The 18,109-nt window shown below is 71.3% G+C and carries 19 protein-coding genes; 10 read left to right on the top strand and 9 right to left on the bottom strand.

What is annotated here, in order from left to right; genetic code table 11:
• The first annotated feature begins 19 nt into the window (after nt 1-19).
• Nucleotides 20-1,483: an NAD-dependent succinate-semialdehyde dehydrogenase gene (locus ACSQ11_RS16950; protein ID WP_436007685.1), complete on the top strand. Its 1,464-nt coding sequence runs from the start codon at nt 20-22 to the stop codon at nt 1,481-1,483.
• Between the two features lie 73 nt (nt 1,484-1,556).
• Here the strand turns inward: ACSQ11_RS16950 and ACSQ11_RS16945 are convergent, their stop codons facing one another.
• The 4 genes from ACSQ11_RS16945 to ACSQ11_RS16930 all read right to left on the bottom strand — a co-directional run bounded on the left by ACSQ11_RS16945 (nt 1,557) and on the right by ACSQ11_RS16930 (nt 5,600).
• Nucleotides 1,557-2,414 (bottom strand): phage tail tip lysozyme, encoded by an 858-nt coding sequence (locus tag ACSQ11_RS16945; protein ID WP_436007683.1) that lies wholly within the window; start codon nt 2,412-2,414, stop codon nt 1,557-1,559.
• Between the two features lie 60 nt (nt 2,415-2,474).
• Entirely contained in the window at nt 2,475-3,338 is an 864-nt protein-coding gene (locus ACSQ11_RS16940; protein ID WP_436007681.1) for a peptidoglycan-binding protein, read from the bottom strand.
• A 100-nt stretch (nt 3,339-3,438) separates the two neighbouring features.
• Entirely contained in the window at nt 3,439-4,830 is a 1,392-nt protein-coding gene (locus ACSQ11_RS16935; protein ID WP_436007679.1) for an FtsX-like permease family protein, read from the bottom strand.
• On the bottom strand, nt 4,827-5,600 hold the full coding sequence (locus ACSQ11_RS16930) for an ABC transporter ATP-binding protein (RefSeq protein ID WP_436007677.1): 774 nt from the start codon (nt 5,598-5,600) through the stop codon (nt 4,827-4,829). Before ACSQ11_RS16930 ends, ACSQ11_RS16935 begins: the two co-directional genes overlap by 4 nt.
• A 188-nt stretch (nt 5,601-5,788) precedes the next feature.
• Here ACSQ11_RS16930 and ACSQ11_RS16925 point away from each other — a divergent pair, with 188 nt between their 5' ends.
• Nucleotides 5,789-6,226 carry a hypothetical protein gene (locus ACSQ11_RS16925; protein WP_436007675.1) on the top strand — a complete coding sequence of 146 codons (438 nt, stop codon included), beginning with the start codon at nt 5,789-5,791 and terminating at the stop codon, nt 6,224-6,226.
• A 3-nt stretch (nt 6,227-6,229) separates the two neighbouring features.
• Here ACSQ11_RS16925 and ACSQ11_RS16920 read toward each other — a convergent pair whose 3' ends face one another.
• Both ACSQ11_RS16920 and ACSQ11_RS16915 read right to left on the bottom strand, forming a co-directional pair.
• Complete coding sequence (locus ACSQ11_RS16920; protein ID WP_436007673.1) at nt 6,230-6,877, bottom strand: response regulator; 648 nt, start codon at nt 6,875-6,877, stop codon at nt 6,230-6,232.
• Entirely contained in the window at nt 6,874-8,085 is a 1,212-nt protein-coding gene (locus tag ACSQ11_RS16915) for a sensor histidine kinase (RefSeq protein WP_436007671.1), read from the bottom strand. The genes ACSQ11_RS16920 and ACSQ11_RS16915 overlap by 4 nt, the downstream gene beginning before the upstream one ends.
• Nucleotides 8,086-8,168: 83 nt before the next feature.
• On the opposite strand from ACSQ11_RS16915, the gene ACSQ11_RS16910 reads away from it, so the two are divergent.
• From ACSQ11_RS16910 to ACSQ11_RS16875, 8 genes are all read left to right on the top strand, one after another.
• Complete coding sequence (locus ACSQ11_RS16910; protein ID WP_436007992.1) at nt 8,169-8,663, top strand: ribonuclease domain-containing protein; 495 nt, start codon at nt 8,169-8,171, stop codon at nt 8,661-8,663.
• On the top strand, nt 8,663-9,007 hold the full coding sequence (locus tag ACSQ11_RS16905) for a barstar family protein (protein ID WP_436007669.1): 345 nt from the start codon (nt 8,663-8,665) through the stop codon (nt 9,005-9,007). The genes ACSQ11_RS16910 and ACSQ11_RS16905 overlap by 1 nt, the downstream gene beginning before the upstream one ends.
• A 39-nt stretch (nt 9,008-9,046) precedes the next feature.
• The gene (locus ACSQ11_RS16900) at nt 9,047-9,646 is read left to right on the top strand and encodes a TIGR03086 family metal-binding protein (protein ID WP_436007667.1); all 600 of its coding nucleotides are present in this window, start codon (nt 9,047-9,049) and stop codon (nt 9,644-9,646) included.
• A 22-nt stretch (nt 9,647-9,668) separates the two neighbouring features.
• Entirely contained in the window at nt 9,669-10,166 is a 498-nt protein-coding gene (locus tag ACSQ11_RS16895) for an acyl-CoA thioesterase (protein ID WP_436007665.1), read from the top strand.
• 2 nt (nt 10,167-10,168) lie between these two features.
• Nucleotides 10,169-11,353, top strand: a complete 1,185-nt coding sequence (gene dxr, locus ACSQ11_RS16890) for a 1-deoxy-D-xylulose-5-phosphate reductoisomerase (RefSeq protein WP_436007990.1) — start codon at nt 10,169-10,171, stop codon at nt 11,351-11,353.
• 76 nt (nt 11,354-11,429) lie between these two features.
• The gene (locus tag ACSQ11_RS16885) at nt 11,430-12,794 is read left to right on the top strand and encodes a M50 family metallopeptidase (RefSeq protein ID WP_436007663.1); all 1,365 of its coding nucleotides are present in this window, start codon (nt 11,430-11,432) and stop codon (nt 12,792-12,794) included.
• Nucleotides 12,795-12,956: 162 nt separating this feature from the next.
• Nucleotides 12,957-14,117, top strand: a complete 1,161-nt coding sequence (gene ispG, locus ACSQ11_RS16880; RefSeq protein ID WP_436007661.1) for a flavodoxin-dependent (E)-4-hydroxy-3-methylbut-2-enyl-diphosphate synthase — start codon at nt 12,957-12,959, stop codon at nt 14,115-14,117.
• 90 nt (nt 14,118-14,207) lie between these two features.
• Complete coding sequence (locus tag ACSQ11_RS16875) at nt 14,208-15,053, top strand: GNAT family N-acetyltransferase (RefSeq protein ID WP_436007660.1); 846 nt, start codon at nt 14,208-14,210, stop codon at nt 15,051-15,053.
• A 42-nt stretch (nt 15,054-15,095) separates the two neighbouring features.
• On the opposite strand, the gene ACSQ11_RS16870 is transcribed toward ACSQ11_RS16875, so the two are convergent.
• From ACSQ11_RS16870 to ACSQ11_RS16860, 3 genes are all read right to left on the bottom strand, one after another.
• On the bottom strand, nt 15,096-16,310 hold the full coding sequence (locus tag ACSQ11_RS16870) for a hypothetical protein (protein ID WP_436007658.1): 1,215 nt from the start codon (nt 16,308-16,310) through the stop codon (nt 15,096-15,098).
• Between the two features lie 138 nt (nt 16,311-16,448).
• Nucleotides 16,449-17,369: a hypothetical protein gene (locus ACSQ11_RS16865; RefSeq protein ID WP_436007656.1), complete on the bottom strand. Its 921-nt coding sequence runs from the start codon at nt 17,367-17,369 to the stop codon at nt 16,449-16,451.
• Between the two features lie 169 nt (nt 17,370-17,538).
• Nucleotides 17,539-18,060: a hypothetical protein gene (locus tag ACSQ11_RS16860; RefSeq protein WP_436007654.1), complete on the bottom strand. Its 522-nt coding sequence runs from the start codon at nt 18,058-18,060 to the stop codon at nt 17,539-17,541.
• Nucleotides 18,061-18,109 lie beyond the last annotated feature (49 nt).

Raw genomic sequence — 18,109 nt, 5'->3', positions numbered from 1 at the left:
CCGTGGTTAGAGTCGAGGCATGGCTCCCGTGACCCAGAAGTCCGTCCTGTCGTCCGTCCCCACCCAGCTCCTCATCGGCGGGGAGTGGCGCGACTCGCTCAGCGCGACGACGTTCCCCGTGCACGACCCGGCGACCGGCAGCGTTCTCGTCGAGGTCGCCAACGGCACTGTGGCAGACGGGACCGCCGCGCTCGACGCAGCCGTTGCGGCACAGGCGGACTGGGCCGCGACCGCACCCCGGGAGAGGGGCGAGGTGCTGCGCCGGGCCTTCGAGCTCATGACCGAGCGGACCGACGAGCTCGCGATGCTCATGACCCTCGAGATGGGCAAACCGCTCGCCGAGTCGCGTGGCGAGGTGGCCTACGCGTCCGAGTTCTTCCGGTGGTTCAGCGAGGAGGCCGTGCGCATCCACGGCCGGTATGCCGTGAACCCGGCCGGCGGCTCCCGACTGCTGACGATGCAGAAGCCGGTGGGCCCGACGTTCATGATCACGCCGTGGAACTTCCCCCTCGCCATGGGCACCCGCAAGATCGGCCCCGCGGTGGCGGCCGGCTGCACGATGGTCGTCAAGCCCGCGCACGAGACGCCGCTGTCGATGCTCGCGCTCGCCGCGCTCCTCGAGGAGGCGGGGCTGCCGGCCGGGGTCCTCAACGTCGTGACGACCTCGGACACCGCGGTCGTCTCAGAGCCAATCATCCGTGACCCGCGCCTGCGCAAGCTGACCTTCACCGGCTCGACCGCGGTGGGCAAGCACCTCGTCGAGCAGTCCGCCGAGCAGCTGCTGCGCGTGTCGATGGAGCTCGGCGGCAACGCCCCGTTCCTCGTCTTCGAGGACGCCGACCTCGACGCCGCCGTCGAGGGCGCGATGCTCGCCAAGATGCGCAACATCGGCGAGGCGTGCACGTCGGCCAACCGGTTCCTCGTCCACGAGTCCGTGGCGGCGGACTTCGGCCAGCGGCTCGCGCGCCGCATGGGTGGTCTCACGGTCGGCAAGGGCACCAAGGCGGGTGTCCAGGTGGGGCCGCTCATCACCGACGAGGCCCGCGAGGGTGTCCACGAGCTCGTGCAGGACGCCGTCGAGCGCGGGGCCCGGCTGCTCACCGGCGGCGACAAGGTCGCGGGGCGCGGCCACTTCTACCAACCCACCGTGCTCGTCGACGTGCCCGCCGGCGCGCGGGTGCTGGGCGAGGAGATCTTCGGGCCGGTCGCGCCGATCACGACCTTCTCCGACGACGGCGACGCAGTGCGCCAGGCCAACGCGACTGAATACGGCCTCGTCGCCTATGCCTACACCCGCGACCACAGCCGGGTGCTGCGCGTGAGCGAGGCCCTCGAGTTCGGCATGGTCGGGATCAACACCGGGATCGTGTCCAACGCGGCCGCACCCTTCGGTGGGGTCAAGCACTCCGGCTTCGGGCGCGAGGGCGGGTTCGAGGGCATCCACGAGTACCTCGAGACGACCTACGTCTCCCTCAACCCCTGACCCCGCGCTGACCGCAACGCACCGTGGTGCCCGCGCGACGGCGCAGGCACCACGGTGCTTTCACGAGAAGCGGTCAGGCGTAGGCGTTGTAGACCTGCTGGGCGTAGCGGACGCGGGTCGCGTGACGGCAGTCCCCGCAGATCTCGAACTTCGACTCGAACGCCCTCACCGCGGCGTCGATCGTCGTCGCCGCCTTGAGGGTGGACTTGCCGTAGCCGGAGAAGGTGTTGAGCTCGTAGGTGATGAACTTCAGCTGCAGGTTGAGCGACCACACCGACTGTCCCTGCTGGCCGGCGTACCAGACCGCGTTGTCGTTGGCGTTGCGGTCCCACCGCCCGCCGACGCTCCACTGTGCGATGCCGCGACCGGCGCCACCGGGCTGGGAGGCCCGTGGGTCGATGCTGCTGCCCGACTCCTGCATGAGGTTGCCGACGATGCCCGCGGCCTGGACCTTGGTGTAGCCGGCGCCGACGAAGTAGGAGAACGCGGCCTGCTGGTTGTTGAGCGAGAAGCTGTGGGAGGCGTTGTTGTTCTTGAGGGCGGCGATGAGGTTGGCGCGACCACCGGCCGGAATCGTCTGCGAGGTGCCCTGGTAGTCGCTGTTGTAGTACACGGTGACGGGCTTGGTCGACCGGTTGAAGACCGACGCGGCGTTGTTCTTCACGCAGATGCCCTTGCCGGCGCCGGCACCGCGGAACTCGTAGCAGCTCGGTTGCGTCGCCCCGTAGTCACCGATCGACCCGGTGAAGTCGGAGACCGAGCCCTCCTGGTTGCTGTTGTAGTAGTAGCAGAACTCGCCGTCGTTGCAGACGCCGTCGCGTCCAGCAGCTTGGGCTGTCGACGGCAGGGCCACGCCGGCCAGGACCATGGCGAGCGTCGCCATGAGGGCGAGCAGGAACCTCGAGGGTCGTGCGGGACGGGTCGTGGTCATGGGTCTTCCTTGGTCGTGGGCTGCCGGTCGGCAGGTGTGGGTGGGGGTGCCGAGTCCGGGCTACGGCCGGCTGCGGAGGTACTGCTCCCAGGTCACCTTCGTGACCTTCGGTCCGTCGTCGAGGGCGTTGTTGGCCAGGCCGTTGCGACCCTCGTAGTAGGCGCCGATCTGCTTCTGCGCGGACAGTGACAGGTCGGTGTCGTTGGTGGCGACGGCGTGGATGTGCCAGGGCCAGTCGCCCTGGCCCGGGCTGCGCAGCCACGCTGCGAACCCCACCCGGCGCAGGGCCGTGACGGCCGCCGTCCGCTGCGCGCCGGTCAGTGCCTCGGCGTCGAGGTCGACCGTGCCACCACCGTCGTGGGTCCCGGCGGAGGTCGGGTCGACGTCGGGGGAGTAGGAGCCCTGTTCGACGACGAACGCCTTGCCGGCCAGCACCCGGGCCTCGGCGAGCATGGCCACCGTGCGCGTGTTGAACGGGAAGCCCTGGAACGTCGTGCGGGTGCCGGGTGTCACCGGCCGGCTCACCGAGAACCGCTGGGCGCCGAGCGCCGTCAGCGACGCCTTGCCCGGGAGCCCGGTCGCGCCGAGACCCGTGTAGCCCAGCGACCGCTGCCAGGCCGCGTATGCCGTGCGCGTCACGGACCCGAAGTGGCCGTCGACGTACTGGCTGGCGAGGTGGCCGCGGGCGACGAGCGCCTGCTCGACGAGCGTGACGCTCGGCCCGGCGCCTGCGGTGATGCCGGTGCCGGCCTTGACCGGGTCCCACTGGGCGGCGAGCAGGAGGTGCTCCATGTCGACCGAGGGCAGGGCGGCGGCCGCGGGCCGGGCGGCGACCGCCGCCAGCACCGTGGCGCCACCCCCGGCGAGGAGCAGCCTCCGACCGATCGTGGCTCGCTCGCCGCCGGACCTCGTCGTGTCGACCATGTGTGCCTCGCCCCTCGTGACTGCCTTCGCTGACGGTTCGTCAGTGTGCGAGCCGGCACTTCGATTCCGCTGCGAAAGCGCTGCGACGAAGGGCTACCCGTCAGGTGTCGATGCGCAGCGCCTCGACCGGTGCCACCGCGACCGCGCGACGGGCGGGGCCCTGCGAGGCGACGAGGACGAGCACGACGCCGGCCGCGGCGATGACGAGGAGGACCGCGAACGGCATACCCCAGACGAAGCCCTCGGTCGGGGCGCCGATGAGTGCCTGGGCCCCGGCGGACCCGTAGACGAGGCCCAGGACGATCCCGAACAGCACCGCCGAGGCGGACAGCGCGACGGACTCCTTGGTGATCATCGTGCGCACCTGCCGCCGGGTGAACCCGAGCGAGCGCAGCAGCCCGATCTCGCGGTGGCGCTGGATGACGCTGAGCGACATCGTGCTCACGAAGCCGACGGCGGCGATGACCGACGAGATGACGATGATGCAGATCAGGATCGTCGCGGTCACGGCGAGCACCTGCTCGGCCTCGGCCCGCTGGCTCGGGTCGACCTCCCACGAGGCGACGCTCGCCTGCAGCGCCGACATGCCCGACGCGAAGGTCGTCACGAGGGCCACCCCGATGACGAGCCCCATCGTCGACCGGGTGGTCCGCAACGGGTCGAGCAGCGCGTTGCGCCGTGCCACGAGGCTCGACGGGTCGGTGCCGAGGGTGCGGCTCAGCGTCGCGACGACCCACGGGATGACGAACCGGGCACCGACGAGGAAGCCGGTCCCGGACCCGGCGGCGCCGACGAAGGCGAGGAGGAAGCCGGCGCCGGGGCTCGACTCGCCGAGGACGGCGCCGAGGGCGAGGACGAGAAGGCCGCCGACGATGCCCGTCCCGGCGATGAGCGCCCGGACGACCGAGGCGCGCCGTGGTGCGGGGGTGTGCGCAGCGGTGCCGGTGAGCGCCGCGGCGGGGGAGACGCGGAGGACGCCACGGGAGCCGAACCAGCCGGCGACGGTGGCCGACGCCGTGATCGCCGTGAACGCCATGAGCAGCTGTCCGCTGAACCACGCGTATGCCGCGTCCGGCAGCGTTCCTCGCGCCACGAGGACGGCGCGCACGACATGGACCAAGCCGGTGCCCACGAGGAGCCCCGCGAACGCGCCACCGGCGCCGACCGTCGCCGTGCCCCGCATCACCGAGGAGCGCAGGTCGCGGCCCCGGGAGCCGAGCAGCCGCAGGAGCGCGATGTGGCGCAGCCGTCCCGAGACCACCGTGTCGACCGCGCCGACGATGACGATCGCGCCGACGTAGAGGGCGATGAGGATGAAGACCCCGGCGACGATGCCGAGCAGCAGGCCGACCGACCCGCCGGACTCCTCGCTCACCGTCATGAGCACCGACGAGGTCATGACGAGCGTGGCGGCGTAGGCGCCGCACAGCCCGGCGACGAGTCCGACCGTGCCGAGCTCGCGGGGGCTGCCGAGGACGAGGTTGCGCCTCATGCGGCACCGACCTCGAAGCCGATGAGCAGGTCCGAGATCTCCTGCGGCGACAGCGGCCCGTGGTCACCGACGAGCCGGCCGTCGGCGATGACGAGGATCCGGTCGGCGTAGGACGCCGCCACGGGGTCGTGGCTCACCATGGCGATCGTCTGGCCGTACTCGCGGGCGGCGGTGCGCAGCAGCGTGAGCACCTCGCGCGACGAGCGGGAGTCGAGGTTGCCGGTGGGCTCGTCGGCGAAGATCACCGCCGGCCGCGAGGCGAGCGCGCGGGCGATGGCGACGCGTTGCTGCTGGCCCCCGGAGAGCTCGCTGGGGCGGTGCCCGATGCGCTCCGCGAGACCGAGCGTGTGGACGAGGTGGTCGATCCACCGCTGCTGCTCGGCGTCGACCCGGCGGCCGGCGAGCTCGAACGGCAGGAGGATGTTCTCTCGCGCCGACAGCGTGGGGACGAGGTTGAACGCCTGGAACACGAAGCCGATCTCGCTGCGGCGCAGGGTCGTTCGGGCATCGTCGTCGAGCTGCCCCAGCGATGCCCCTGCGAGGACAACCTCGCCGCTCGTCGCGTCGTCCAGCCCGGCGGCGACGTTCATGAGGGTCGACTTGCCGGAGCCGGACGGACCCATGATCGCGGTGAAGCCGCCGCGGTGGATGTCGACGCTGATCTCGTCGAGGGCGGCCACCCTGCCGGCGCCCTCGCCGTAGATGCGGGACACCCGTCGCAGCGACAGGACGGGGGCGTGGGGGAGGTCTGGAGTCGTCGGTGAGGTCATGTCCACGACGCTAGGGAGGCGCCGCGCGACGCACATCGTGCTGCGGAGGCATCCTTCGTCCGTCGTGAGATGTATGCCGGGTGGTCGTCACGTCGTCACGTCGTTGCGTCGTCGTACCGTCGCGTTCGTCACGTCGTCGGCCGAGGGGCCTTGCGGGACACGGGTGGCAGGTCCGTAGGGTGCGGGGCATGAGCGAGACCTCACCGACCGACCCGGCCACCATCGACGCCCTCTCCGACGCCGTCAAGGCGTCCGGTGGCGCCCTGGGTCACCAGACGGCTCTGTGGCGCGCCATGTTCGGGCTCGAGCGCTGGTTCTTCGTGGCACGCGGCACGATGCCCGAGGTCGGACCGCTCGTCGGCGTCGTCGACGAGGCCCCCTCGCTGCTCGCGTTCACGACCGGCGCACGGGCGCGTCAGTTCGCGCTCGACAACGGCCTCCCGCAGGAGCAGGCCGAGCAGGTGCTCGCAGTGCCGTCCGCCAACGTCCTGGCGATGTGCGAGCAGCTCGCCGACAAGGGCGTCAAGCGGGTCGTCGTCGACCAGGGGACCCTGGGCTTCTTCGCCCCGCTCGACCAGCTCCGGCCGATCCACGACTTCGTCGAGCGCCAGCCGGCTCAGGGCTGAGCCTCAGAGCAGACCGTGCTCGTAGGCGTAGACGACGAGCTGGACCCGGTCGCGCAGGGCGAGCTTGCCCAGGATGCGCGACACGTGCGTCTTGACCGTCGCCTCCGAGAGGAACTCCACCGCGGCGATCTCGGCGTTCGACAGGCCCTGGGCGGCGCGGAGCAGGATCTCGCGCTCACGCGGGGTCAGCCGGTCGAAGTCGGCACCCGGAGAGGACGTCGAGCGCTGGCGGAACCGTTCGAACACGGCCCGGGTCGCACCCGCGGCGACGACCTGCGTGCCCTCGGCCACGGCCCGGACCGCGGCGAGCAGCAGCTCGGGGCGGGTGTCCTTGAGGACGAAGCCGGACGCTCCCGCCTCGATCGCGTCCGCGGCGAGCTCGTCGAGGTCGAACGTCGTGAGGACGAGCACCTTGGGTGCCTCCTCCCCGAAGCGGGCGAGGATTCTGCGCATTGCCTCGACCCCGTCGACCCGCGGCATCCGTACGTCCATGAGGACGACGTCGGGCCGGGCGCTCTCGACGAGGGCGACGGCCTCGTCGCCGTCACTGGCCTCGCCGACGACCTCGAGGTCGTCCTGACTCGCGACGACCATGGCGATCCCGGCGCGGAAGAGCGCCTGGTCGTCGACGAGCGCGACCCGGATGCTCATGCGCCCCGCGCCCCGTCACGCCTCGTCGACGGGTCGGGCGACGGGTCCATCGGGGGATGGGCCGGCAGCCCGGCCTCGACGACCCAGAGGTGACCGTCCGGGCCGGCGGAGAACGTGCCGCCCGCGACGTGCGCCCGCTCCGACATGCCCACCAGGCCGTGTCCGCCGCCCGGTGCGCCCACGGTCGGGATGCGGAACGAGTTTGTCACGCGGAGACGGTAGCCGTCGGTCCAGTCGACCTGCACCTCGACCGGACGGGTGAGGTCCCCGTGCTTGAGCGCGTTCGTGAGCGACTCACCCAGGAGCCGGTATGCCGTGAGCGCGACGAGCGGGGACTCGTCCGGGGTACCGGTTTCGACCAGTCGCAGATCCATGCCGGAGGTGCGCATACGCTCGACGAGGGTGGCCTGCTGGGCGTGCCCCGGAGTGCTCGGCTGGAGTCCCGGGTCGCGCAGCCGGGCCACGATCGTGCGCAGGTCGCCCATGGCGGTGCGGGCGGTCTCGCCGATGACCTCGAGGGCGCGCTCGGCGTCAGCAGGGCTGTCCCGCAACGCGTACCGCGCGCCGTCGCTCTGCGCGGCGACCACCGCCCAGGAGTGGGCGACGACGTCGTGCATGTCGGCGGCGATGCGTCGCCGCTCCTGCTCGATGTCGTAGAGCTCGGTGACGCGGCGGCGCTCCACCGCCTCGATCTGCCCGTCGATGCGGGCCTGCAGGGTCTGCCGGGCCTGCCACCTCAGGAAGCCGGCGACCCAGCCGCCGAACACGAAGAGGGCGGCGACGGAGCCGAGCCCGACGGCGGTGACCCAGCCTCCAAGGAGGCCGAGCTCACCCCCTGCGGTGACCCTGCCGTAGGCCGAGGCGCCCAGGACGGCGACACCTGCCGCGAGCAGACCGAAGCGACGGACCCGCTCCTCCCGGTGCGCGCCGAGGGTGAAGAAGCACGCCGCATACGCCGCGTTGGCGAGGTAGGCGATATCCGGCCCGAGCACCTGCATCCACGCGGCGACGAAGGCCAGCACGGACATGACCTGCCACGAGACGTGCCGGACGGCCAGGGCCAGGCCCAGAACCACCGCGGCGAGCGCGGGCAGGATGCCCTGCCCGACATGGATGGCGAACATCATGAGCGCGAACACGACCGCGGTGCCGACGTCGAGCAGCAGCCGCCGCCGCGTCGGCCGCGCATCACCCCACACGTCGGTCATGTCCCACAGGCTAGGACGAGCGAGCACCCGGGTCGTCCGCCCCCGGGCCGTCGGGCCGTACATCTCAGGATGTACGCGGCATGATGGCGGACGTGACCTCACCGGTGTCCGGACGTCGCGCGAGCCTCGCCTGGCTCGTGCCACTCGTCGTGGCCGTGCTCGTGGCCGTCGTGTGGTGGACGGCGAACCACGACACCTCGGGCAGCGCCGGTGACGACCGGGGTGCCGCGGCGACGGCGACAGCGCGACCCAGCGGGACGGCATACCCCTCGATCCTCGAGACGCCTGACTCGGGGCTGGACACGGTCGCGGAGTCCCGGCTACCCAAGGAGGCCCGAGCGACGCTCGAGCTCATCCGCGCAGGCGGGCCGTACCCCTACGACCAGGACGACAAGACGTTCCAGAACCGCGAGGGGATCCTGCCCGAGCAACGGCGGGGCTACTACCGCGAGTACACCGTCCTCACACCGGGATCCGGTGACCGGGGAGCGCGCCGGATCATCAGCGGTAGTGCGGGAGACCGCTACTGGACCGACGACCACTACGACAGCTTCCGCCAGGTCAAGGAGGGCCAGTGATGCGCGTTCTCGGAGACCGGGTGGACCTCGACGGACTCGTGGCCGACGCCGTCGAGGAGGGGCGGCAGGTGCAGGTCGTCCGCGGTGGTGCGACGAAGGCGGAGACGCTCGAGGCGTTCTCGGAGGCGCTGAACTTCCCCGAGTGGTTCGGCATGAACCTCGACGCGCTCGCCGACTGCCTCGACACGCTGGCGCGCGAGAGCGAGGGGGAGTGGGAGATCGTCTGGGACGAGGCCGCTGCCCTGCGTCGTGACGACCCGCGCGCGGCGACCGGCATCGAGTCGGTGCTCGCCGAGCTCGACGAGGACCATCCGAGCATGCACGTCACGATCATCGACCGCTGACGACGGGCGGCCGTCGTCAGGCTGTGGGACGGTGACGGCATGACCACTCCCGCGAGCCCACCCGACCTCGCACCGGCCGCCCGGCGGCTCGGCGAGGTCGTCCGCGACGTCGACGACGCACAGCTCGACGCCCCGACACCCTGTCAGGGACGCACCGTCTCTCAGCTGATCGGGCACCTGCACGGACTCACCCAGGCGTTCCGGGCGAGCGCCGACAAGGAGCTCGGCCCGCTCACCGACACCAACCCCGACCAGGACGGCTGGCCCGAGGCCGCGCCGGCATGGCGCGACGAGGTTCCCGAGCTGGCCGACCGGCTCGCCACGGCCTGGCACGCACCCGAGGCGTGGACCGGTATGACCCGGGCCGGCGGGTTCGACGCTCCCGCAGAGGTGATGGGCGTGGTGGCGCTCAGCGAGATCGTCCTGCACGGCTGGGACCTGGCCCGCGCCACCGGTCAGGAGTTCACGGCCGACGACGCGACGGTCGCTGCGCTCGCGGCCTATGTCGAGGGGTTCGACCCGGGTGGGACGCCCGGGATGTTCGGCCCCGCGGTCGAGGTGCGGTGGGCGAGCGACCTCGACCGCGTCCTGGCGCGCACCGGTCGCGACCCGGGCTGGGAGGCGCCCGAGCAGGGGTGAGCGCGCTGGCAGGATGTGGGACGTGACGACACCCAGCGAGACCCGCGTCAACCTGTCCGAGATCATGCGCGCCACCGAGGCCAACCTCCTCGGCACCGTGCACGGAGGCAACATCATGAAGGCGGTCGACAGCATCGCCGGGGTGGTCGCCAACCGCTACGCCGGCGGCCCCGCCGTCACGGCGGCCCTCGATGAGATGTCCTTCCTCACGCCGGTGCGCGTCGGCGACATCCTGCACTCGAGCGCCCAGCTCAACTGGGCCGGCCGCTCGTCGATGGAGGTCGGGGTTCGGGTCGAGGTCGACCGGTGGGACTCCAACACCGACCGGGTCCACGTGGCCAGCGCCTACCTCGTCTTCGTCGCCGTCGACGCCGAGGGCCGGTCCAAGAGTGTCCCGCCGCTCGACCTCGAGACGCCCGAGGAGAAGCGCCGCTTCCGCGAGGCCGGGATCCGCCGCGAGCACCGCCTCGCGATGCGCGCCGCCATCGAGGCCTCCCGTGCGGCGGAGGAGTCCGAGTGAGCATGCGCACCGTCTCGCTCATCGGCTCGACCGGCTCGATCGGCACCCAGGCCCTCGACGTCATCGGCCGCAACCGTGACCGCTTTGCCGTCACCGCCCTCAGCGCCGGCAGCAACATCGACCTCGTTGCCCGCCAGGCCGTCGACTTCGACGTGCCGCTGGTCGCCGTCGCCTCCGGCACGGTCGAGGAGGTGCGCTCCGCGATCGGTGCGTATGCCGCGGGGCTGGGTCGCACGGCATACGCGCCGGAGGTCGTGGTCGGGGACGAGGCGGCGGTGACGGTTGCCGGCAACGGTGCCGACGTCGTCCTCAACGGCATCACTGGCTCGATCGGGCTGCGGCCGACGCTCGCGGCCCTCGCGGCCGGCTCGACCCTCGCGCTGGCCAACAAGGAGTCGCTCATCATCGGCGGCGACCTCGTGCGGGCCGCGGCGAAGCCCGACCAGATCGTGCCGGTGGACTCCGAGCACTCGGCGATCGCGCAGTCGCTGCGTGGTGGACGCGCCGAGGAGGTGAGGCGCCTCGTCGTCACCGCGAGCGGCGGACCGTTCCGCGGTCGCAGCCGCGCCGAGCTCGCTGACGTCACCCCCGAGCAGGCGCTCGCGCACCCGAACTTCTCGATGGGGCGGGTCATCACGACGAACTCGGCGACCCTGGTCAACAAGGGGCTCGAGGTCATCGAGGCGCACCTGCTCTTCGACATCCCTTTCGACCGCATCGACGTCGTCGTCCACCCGCAGCAGCAGATCCACTCGATGGTCGAGTTCCGCGACGGCTCGACGATCGCCCAGCTCGGCCCGCCGCGCATGCTCGTGCCCATCGCGCTCGGGTTGTCGTGGCCGGAGCGGCTCGACGACATCGACGAGCCGTGCGACTGGTCGCTCACGCAGTCGTGGGACTTCGCGCCGCTCGACGACGAGGCGTTCCCCGCGGTGCGCCTGGCCCGACGGGTCGGCGAGGCCGGGGGGACGTTCCCCGCCGTCTACAACGCCGCCAACGAGGTCGCCGTCGACGCCTTCCACGAGGGCCGGATCGGCTTCGTCGACATCGTCGACTCGGTGGAGCGGGTCGTCGACGCCCATGCCGAAGCGCATACTGGGAGTGATTTCGACGCGTCGACCGTTGAGGGAGTGCTCAGCGCAGACGCCTGGGCCCGGGGGCAGGCCGCCACCGAGCTCGGTCTCTGAGCGGGATGGCACCTGTTCGTCCTGTCGCATCGTTCGCCCACTGCTCGCACCGCTGGAAGGCACCGAGGTTCCACCAATGACCGTTGTCGCTTACATCGTGGGCGTGCTCGTCCTCGCCGTCGGGGTCGGCGCCTCGATCGGTCTGCACGAGATCGGGCACCTCGTGCCGGCGAAGAAGTTCGGTGTGCGCGTCACCCAGTACATGGTGGGCTTCGGGCCGACCCTCTGGTCGCGCCGCCGTGGGGAGACCGAGTACGGCATCAAGGCGATCCCGCTGGGCGGCTACATCCGGATGATCGGCATGTTCCCGCCCCGTCCGGGGGAGGACCCGACCAAGGTCCGTGTCTCCTCGACCGGACGGTTCAGCCAGCTCGCCGACGAGGCCCGCAAGGCCTCGCTCGAGGAGCTGCGCCCTGGCGACGCCGACCGCGTCTTCTACCGCCTGCCGGTGCACCGCAAGGTCATCATCATGCTCGGCGGGCCGTTCATGAACTTCGTCATCGGCACCGTGCTCCTCACGATCCTCGTCACCGCCCACGGGATCCTCGCCGTGCAGGACGGCGCCCGTGTCGCCGCCGTGGCCCAGTGCGTCAAGAGCGCCGAGGCGGCCCAGACCGACCCCAGCTGTGCCGGCGCCCCCGCCACCCCGGCCAACGCAGCCGGCATCCTCCCGGGCGACGAGATCCGCACGATCAACGGGGTCGCGGTCAAGACGTCGGCCGACGTGGGTCGGATCGTCCGCCCGCGCGTGGACCAGCCGACCGAGGTCGTCATCGTGCGCGACGGCGCCGAGCGCACGCTGTCCGTCACGCCGATCCTCAACACCCTGCCCGCCTACGACGACCAGGGGCAGCCGATCCTCGGCGCCGACGGCAAGCAAAAGGTCATCGAGACCGGCTACCTCGGCATCAGCTCCGGGGCCGTCCTCGACTACGAGGCCCAGCCCGTCACGGCCGTGCCCGGCATCATCGGCGAGAACCTGTGGCGGACCGCCGGCGCGATCGTCCGCATCCCCCAGAAGATGGTCGGGGTCTGGAACGCCGCGTTCTCGGGCCAGGAGCGCGACATGGAGAGCCCGATCTCGGTCGTCGGCGTCGGCCGCGTCGCCGGTGACGTCTCCGCGGGCAAGCTCGACAACATCGTGGGGGAGTCGTGGGGCGACAAGGCGTGGTTCCTCGTCATGCTCATCGCCTCGCTCAACTTCATGCTCTTCGTCTTCAACCTCATCCCGCTCCTCCCGCTCGACGGCGGTCACGTCGCCGGCGCGCTCTGGGAGGGCGTCAAGAAGGGCTGGGCCCGCCTGCGCGGCAACCCCGACCCCGGTCACGTCGACGTCGCCAAGGCGCTCCCGGTCGCGTATGCCGTGTCGCTCGGCCTGCTCGTCATGTCGGCGCTGCTCATCTATGCCGACCTCGTCAACCCCATCGACCTCGGCGGCTGACGCCATGGCGCGGCCAGCATGATCGGGTGACCCGATCATGCTGTGCTCGACCCGAGGTGCCGACTCGGGTTCAGCGACACGAACTCGGGTCGAGCGGTGCGCCGAGCGCTCGGTGAGGGTGCGCGGACACGGGACGTCACGTCATACCGGATAATGGGTGCCATGACTGTTGGTCTCGGTATGCCGTCCCTGCCCCCGCCCGTGCTCATGCCGCGTCGCAAGACCCGCAAGATCAAGGTCGGCAAGGTCGAGGTCGGCGGCGACGCACCGATCTCGGTGCAGTCGATGTGCACGACGCCGACGACCGACATCAACGCGACGCTCCAGCAGATCGCCGAGCTCACCGCTGCGGGCTGCGACATCGTGCGCGTCGCGTGCCCGAGCCAGGACGACGCCGAGGCGCTGCCGGCCATCGCGCAGAAGTCGCAGATCCCGGTCATCGCCGACATCCACTTCCAGCCCAAGTACGTCTACGCCGCGATCGACGCCGGCTGCGCCGCCGTGCGCGTCAACCCGGGCAACATCCGCCAGTTCGACGACCAGGTCGGTGAGATCGCCAAGCGCGCCAAGGCCGCCGGTGTCTCCATCCGCATCGGCGTCAACGCGGGTTCGCTCGACAAGCGGCTGCTCGAGAAGTACGGCAAGCCCACCGCCGAGGCGCTCGTCGAGTCGGCGGTCTGGGAGGCCTCGCTGTTCGAGGAGCACGACTTCCACGACTTCAAGATCTCGGTCAAGCACAACGACCCGGTCGTCATGGTCAAGGCCTACGAGCTGCTCTCCGAGCGCGGCGACTGGCCCCTGCACCTCGGTGTGACCGAGGCCGGACCGGCGTTCCAGGGCACGATCAAGTCGGCGACGGCCTTCGGCGCGCTGCTCTCCAAGGGCATCGGCGACACGATCCGCGTCTCCCTCTCGGCTCCGCCGGTCGAGGAGGTCAAGGTCGGCAACCAGATCCTGCAGTCGCTCAACCTCAAGCCGCGCAAGCTCGAGATCGTCTCGTGCCCGTCGTGCGGTCGCGCGCAGGTCGACGTCTACAAGCTCGCCGACGAGGTCACCGCTGGTCTCGAGGGCATGACCGTGCCGCTGCGCGTCGCCGTCATGGGCTGCGTCGTCAACGGCCCGGGCGAGGCCCGTGAGGCCGACCTCGGCGTCGCGTCCGGCAACGGCAAGGGCCAGATCTTCGTCAAGGGCGAGGTCATCAAGACCGTGCCCGAGAGCCAGATCGTCGAGACCCTCATCGAGGAGGCCATGCGGATCGCCGAGGAGATGGGCGAGCCGATCGACGAGGAGTCCGCAGGCGCCCCCAGCGTCACCGTCGGCTGACCCTGCGTCGGGGGCACACGGCATACCTGCTCGTGGTGAATTGGTGCACGACGGCGGGTGAACCGACGGTTCGCACCCTAGGCTGAGCGCGTGCTCCGCACCCGAAGCCCGGTGAGGTCGCTCACCCGCACCGACGTCGACGACGCGCTCGAGCTCTGCTCGCGCGATGTCGCGGCGCACGTCTTCGTCGCCGCGCGGATCCTCGAGACGCTCCCCGCCGGTTCGATCTCGTCGGCGATGGGTGTGCGTGAGGACGGCGTGCTGACGTCCATGTGCTGGGCGAGTGCCAACGTCGTGCCGGTCGAGTCGACCGCAGAAGCCAGAGCCCTGTATGCCGAGCGGATGCGTCGGTGGCGCGGCCGGGTCGCGTCGTTGCTCGGCCCGCGCGAGGAGGTCGTCGACCTCTGGGACGAGCTCGAACCGCACTGGGGCCAGCCGCGGGCCATCCGCGCGCACCAACCGCTGCTGTCGACGTCGACACCCCCGTCCGCGCTGGGCGTGGAGCTCGACCCCCGGGTGCGACCGGCTCGTGCCTCGGAGGTCGACATCGTGCTGCCCGCTGCGGCACACATGTTCACGGCCGAGATCGGGTACGCGCCGTACTCGGGGTCCTCACGCAGCTATCGGGGGTCGCTGGCGTCGTTGATCGCCCGGGGCCACACCTATGTCGTGGTCGAGGACGGCGAGGTCGTCTTCAAGACCGACATCGGGTCGCTCGCACTGGGGTGCGCCCAGCTGCAGGGGGTGTGGCTCGCGCCGCACCTGCGCGGGCAGGGCCTGGCGGTGCCGATGCTCGCGTCGGTCATGGAGCAGGTCATGGCGGGGCCGGCGCCGTTGGTGTCGCTCTACGTCAACGACTTCAACGCCCCGGCGCTCGCGACGTACGACGCGCTGGGCTTTGCCCCCGTCGGCGACTTCACGACCGTCCTGCTCTGAGTCGACCTGCTCCGAGCCGCCTTCGGGCCCCGAGCGGTGCCATCAGGGGCAGCGGGTGACCGTCACCGGGGGTCCGTTGCGGGGATCCGGCGTGTAGGTCCGGGTCACGGGCGACGCACACGTCGGCGACGGGGCCGGGCCGCTCGTCCCCCTCGGGTCGGTCGGGCCGGGGACCGGTGCGGCGGTGGTCGTGGTGGGCACGGGCTCGACGGGGAACAGCTGCACGGCGGGGTCCGGTGTGGGTTCCGGGTCTGCGGTGCGGTGCAGGTCGTCGAGCGAGACCCGGCGCCAGTCGCCCTGGACGCCACGCAGGAGCAACCCGGTGTTGGACGACGCGACGGCGACGACCTGGCCCGCCGGTGCGTCGAGGATGGCGAGGTCGGCGATGCCCAGCGGCGGTTCGGACCCGCAGCTGTCGTCGCCGACCTCCTCGCGGGTGGCCGCCAGCTCCCTGCGGGGGACGGTGAACTCGGTCCGCCACGTCGCGCCGCCGTCCGTGCTGGCCTCGACCGCTGCTGCGGCCTCGGGTGCGCGGCGCCAGCACTTCTGCGTCGCCCCGGTCGAGCAGGTCTCAGTGGTTCGGGCCGAGTGGTGCTCGGCCATCCGGTCGCGGTCCAGGCTCGCGAGCCGCTGCAGACGACCGGCGCCGTCGATGGTCACCCGCGACCAGTCGCCGGTGACGATGCGCTGCTCGAGCGTCCCGTCGCCACCGGTGAAGACTCCTTCGTAGACGGTCACGTCGCGCAGGCCCTCGATCGGCGAGCACGACGTCGCCGTCGTGGCGAAGACGGCGAAGGGGAGGACGAGCGTGCCGACGGCGAGGGCCGAACGGCGCCGCCCGCTCGCCACTCCTCGGTCCGCCGCCCACGCGCCGGTGCGCCAGGCCACCCAGAGGACAGGCAACGCGACGAGATCCGTGGGGTCGTGGCGCACGAGCGACGGCATGGCCAGCGACCACAGCTCCGAGGCGACGGCGCTGCCGGCGGCCAGGCCCTTGGCGAGGGCGAAGAGGACACCGGTGAGGCCGACCGCCCAGGCACGGGTGCGCGGCACGCTGAGCGCCGCGAGCAGCATGGCGACCAGTGGCGGCGCCACGACGAGGCCGGCGACGTCGCTCAGCTTGCCAGTGACCAGTCCCGGCCACTGGTCCTTGAGGACCCGGTCGTTGAGGAGGAGGACGACGAGCGCGAACACGGTCGGGGGTGCTGCGAGCCACTGCAGCGATGACCCCACCTCGCTCCTGCGCGCTGCCTCCATGACGAGTCATGATCGAGGGTCCGACGGCCGGGTGTGTCCGGATCGGTGCAACCCCACGATCACGATCCAGACACGACCGCGTTCCGCCGTCCCTGTGTTGTGCGTTCCGCCTTCGCAAGGTCCCACACCTCGCGACGTCTATGCCGCGTTGCGTGGGACATAGAGGTCGATGCCGCGTGCCACCTGGCCCATGAAGTCGTGCGGGACGAGTCGCAGGCCCAGGAGGGGAAGGCGCAGGACCCGGTCTCCGCCGATGACCACCTCGTTCGCACGCAGGGCGTCGTCGACGGGGTTGAGCCCGGTGAAGTGATGACCTCCGTCGACCTCGACCACCAGACCCCGCCAGCGCGCATCGAGATAGATCCGGCCGTGACGGCCCGTCACGACGACCTGGCGCTCGGGCTCGGGGAGACCGTAGCGGCGACACCACCGGCCGAAGTCGAGCTCCCCGAGCGCCTGCGCGCCGTCGCAGACGTCGACGACGGCGCTGTCGAGGAATGCGCGCCTCGTGGACCGAGCGACCTGCCTCCAGGCAGCCAGGACGTCTGGACCGCGTACGAGCCGTTGCTGGAGTGGCAGGCAGAGGAGCAGCGCGGCCTGTCGGTCCGTGGCTGCCCACTGGGCGGCGTGGATCGTCGCGTTCGCCGGTCGCACACGCGGCAAGCCGGCGGCCACGGCGGGCGGAACGTCACGGCGGACGTGGGTCGTCACGCCAGCGACGGGCCGGCGTCGGTGGTTGCGGGGGACCGACACGTCCACCGTGCGCAGGGTGAACCCGCTCATGCCACCGGCCACGAGGGCCGCAGCGCCGTCGAGCACCGCACCGTGTCCGGTCTCCCAGACCGCACGCCAGAGGTGCAGTCGGGGCCCCGCGACGACCGAGCGCACCCGCACGGTGTGCCTGCCCACGACCTCCCACCGGCCGGCGCGCACCTCCGTCCGGATGGCGTCGCGCCCGATGCCGGCGGCCCGCAGGTGCTGCCGGCTGACCACACCGTCGTGGTCGGCGGCGAGCGCCGTGGCGACCGGTTCGCGCATGGAGTAGTGGTTGCGGGGCATGGAGGCAGGCTCCCGGCGCCGTGTCGCCACCGACAGGGGTCTGAGCGTCACCTGTGGACGGCCGCGGGTCCGGTGCTCGGGTGTGGACGAGGAAGGTCCCACACCTCGCGACGTCTATGCCGCGATGTGTGGGACCTTCTGCCGGCGTCCAGACCGTGCCAGGGCGGGGTCAGCAGCCGCCGCAGTTGTAGTAGAGGACGTCCCAGTGGTTGCCCTCCTTGGCGTAGATGTTGCCAGCCCCTGACTTGTAGAGCGTGGCACCGTCACTGCGCACCCCGGCATACGCGAAGGTCGAGGTGACGTAGTTGTTGATGCAGGTGGACAGCGCGATATCGACCTTGTAGCCGTTCCAATGGCTGTAGGTCCCCGACGCGTGGCCGGTCTCCGTGCCACCGGTGAGGTTGATCGCGCATCCGCTGGCCCGCTTGAGGGTGATGACCCCGCTGATCGTCGACGAGTTCACCTGGTCGAACGACGTGCACGTCGACACGTTGCGGTTGCTGCAACCGCCGCTCGAGGACCACGTGATGCCGGCGGCCGAGAGCTGTGAGGTGGCCTGCGCGTGGGTGAGCTTCGTGACGGCCGAGGCGGTGGGCGCGGTGCTGACGACGGCGGCGAACGAGACGGCGGCGACTGCCGCGACACGTGCACCTCGGGTGGCGAGCATGGTCATCTGAAAGTCCTCCTGCATCGGTGGAACTGTGGTCGTGCGGCCCCGATGGAGCCGCTCCTTCGACGCT

It is taken from the genome of Knoellia sp. LjRoot47 (genome assembly GCF_964253435.1).
Taxonomy (GTDB): Bacteria; Actinomycetota; Actinomycetes; order Actinomycetales; family Dermatophilaceae; genus Knoellia.
Note: the sequence above shows the minus strand (reverse complement) of the source record. Positions and strands in the feature narration are given on the sequence as shown.

Coding starts and splice junctions, on each gene's coding strand:
- ACSQ11_RS16950 (WP_436007685.1), top strand. CDS start 20: ATGGCTCCCGTGACCCAGAAGTCCGTCCTGTCGTCCGTCCCCACCCAG.
- ACSQ11_RS16865 (WP_436007656.1), bottom strand. CDS start 17,369: ATGCCCCGCAACCACTACTCCATGCGCGAACCGGTCGCCACGGCGCTC.
- dxr (WP_436007990.1), top strand. CDS start 10,169: ATGCGCACCGTCTCGCTCATCGGCTCGACCGGCTCGATCGGCACCCAG.
- ACSQ11_RS16905 (WP_436007669.1), top strand. CDS start 8,663: ATGCGCGTTCTCGGAGACCGGGTGGACCTCGACGGACTCGTGGCCGAC.
- ACSQ11_RS16940 (WP_436007681.1), bottom strand. CDS start 3,338: ATGGTCGACACGACGAGGTCCGGCGGCGAGCGAGCCACGATCGGTCGG.
- ACSQ11_RS16925 (WP_436007675.1), top strand. CDS start 5,789: ATGAGCGAGACCTCACCGACCGACCCGGCCACCATCGACGCCCTCTCC.
- ACSQ11_RS16885 (WP_436007663.1), top strand. CDS start 11,430: ATGACCGTTGTCGCTTACATCGTGGGCGTGCTCGTCCTCGCCGTCGGG.
- ACSQ11_RS16945 (WP_436007683.1), bottom strand. CDS start 2,414: ATGACCACGACCCGTCCCGCACGACCCTCGAGGTTCCTGCTCGCCCTC.
- ACSQ11_RS16930 (WP_436007677.1), bottom strand. CDS start 5,600: ATGACCTCACCGACGACTCCAGACCTCCCCCACGCCCCCGTCCTGTCG.
- ACSQ11_RS16935 (WP_436007679.1), bottom strand. CDS start 4,830: ATGAGGCGCAACCTCGTCCTCGGCAGCCCCCGCGAGCTCGGCACGGTC.
- ACSQ11_RS16900 (WP_436007667.1), top strand. CDS start 9,047: ATGACCACTCCCGCGAGCCCACCCGACCTCGCACCGGCCGCCCGGCGG.
- ACSQ11_RS16910 (WP_436007992.1), top strand. CDS start 8,169: ATGGCGGACGTGACCTCACCGGTGTCCGGACGTCGCGCGAGCCTCGCC.
- ACSQ11_RS16915 (WP_436007671.1), bottom strand. CDS start 8,085: ATGACCGACGTGTGGGGTGATGCGCGGCCGACGCGGCGGCGGCTGCTG.
- ispG (WP_436007661.1), top strand. CDS start 12,957: ATGACTGTTGGTCTCGGTATGCCGTCCCTGCCCCCGCCCGTGCTCATG.
- ACSQ11_RS16870 (WP_436007658.1), bottom strand. CDS start 16,310: ATGGAGGCAGCGCGCAGGAGCGAGGTGGGGTCATCGCTGCAGTGGCTC.
- ACSQ11_RS16920 (WP_436007673.1), bottom strand. CDS start 6,877: ATGAGCATCCGGGTCGCGCTCGTCGACGACCAGGCGCTCTTCCGCGCC.
- ACSQ11_RS16860 (WP_436007654.1), bottom strand. CDS start 18,060: ATGCAGGAGGACTTTCAGATGACCATGCTCGCCACCCGAGGTGCACGT.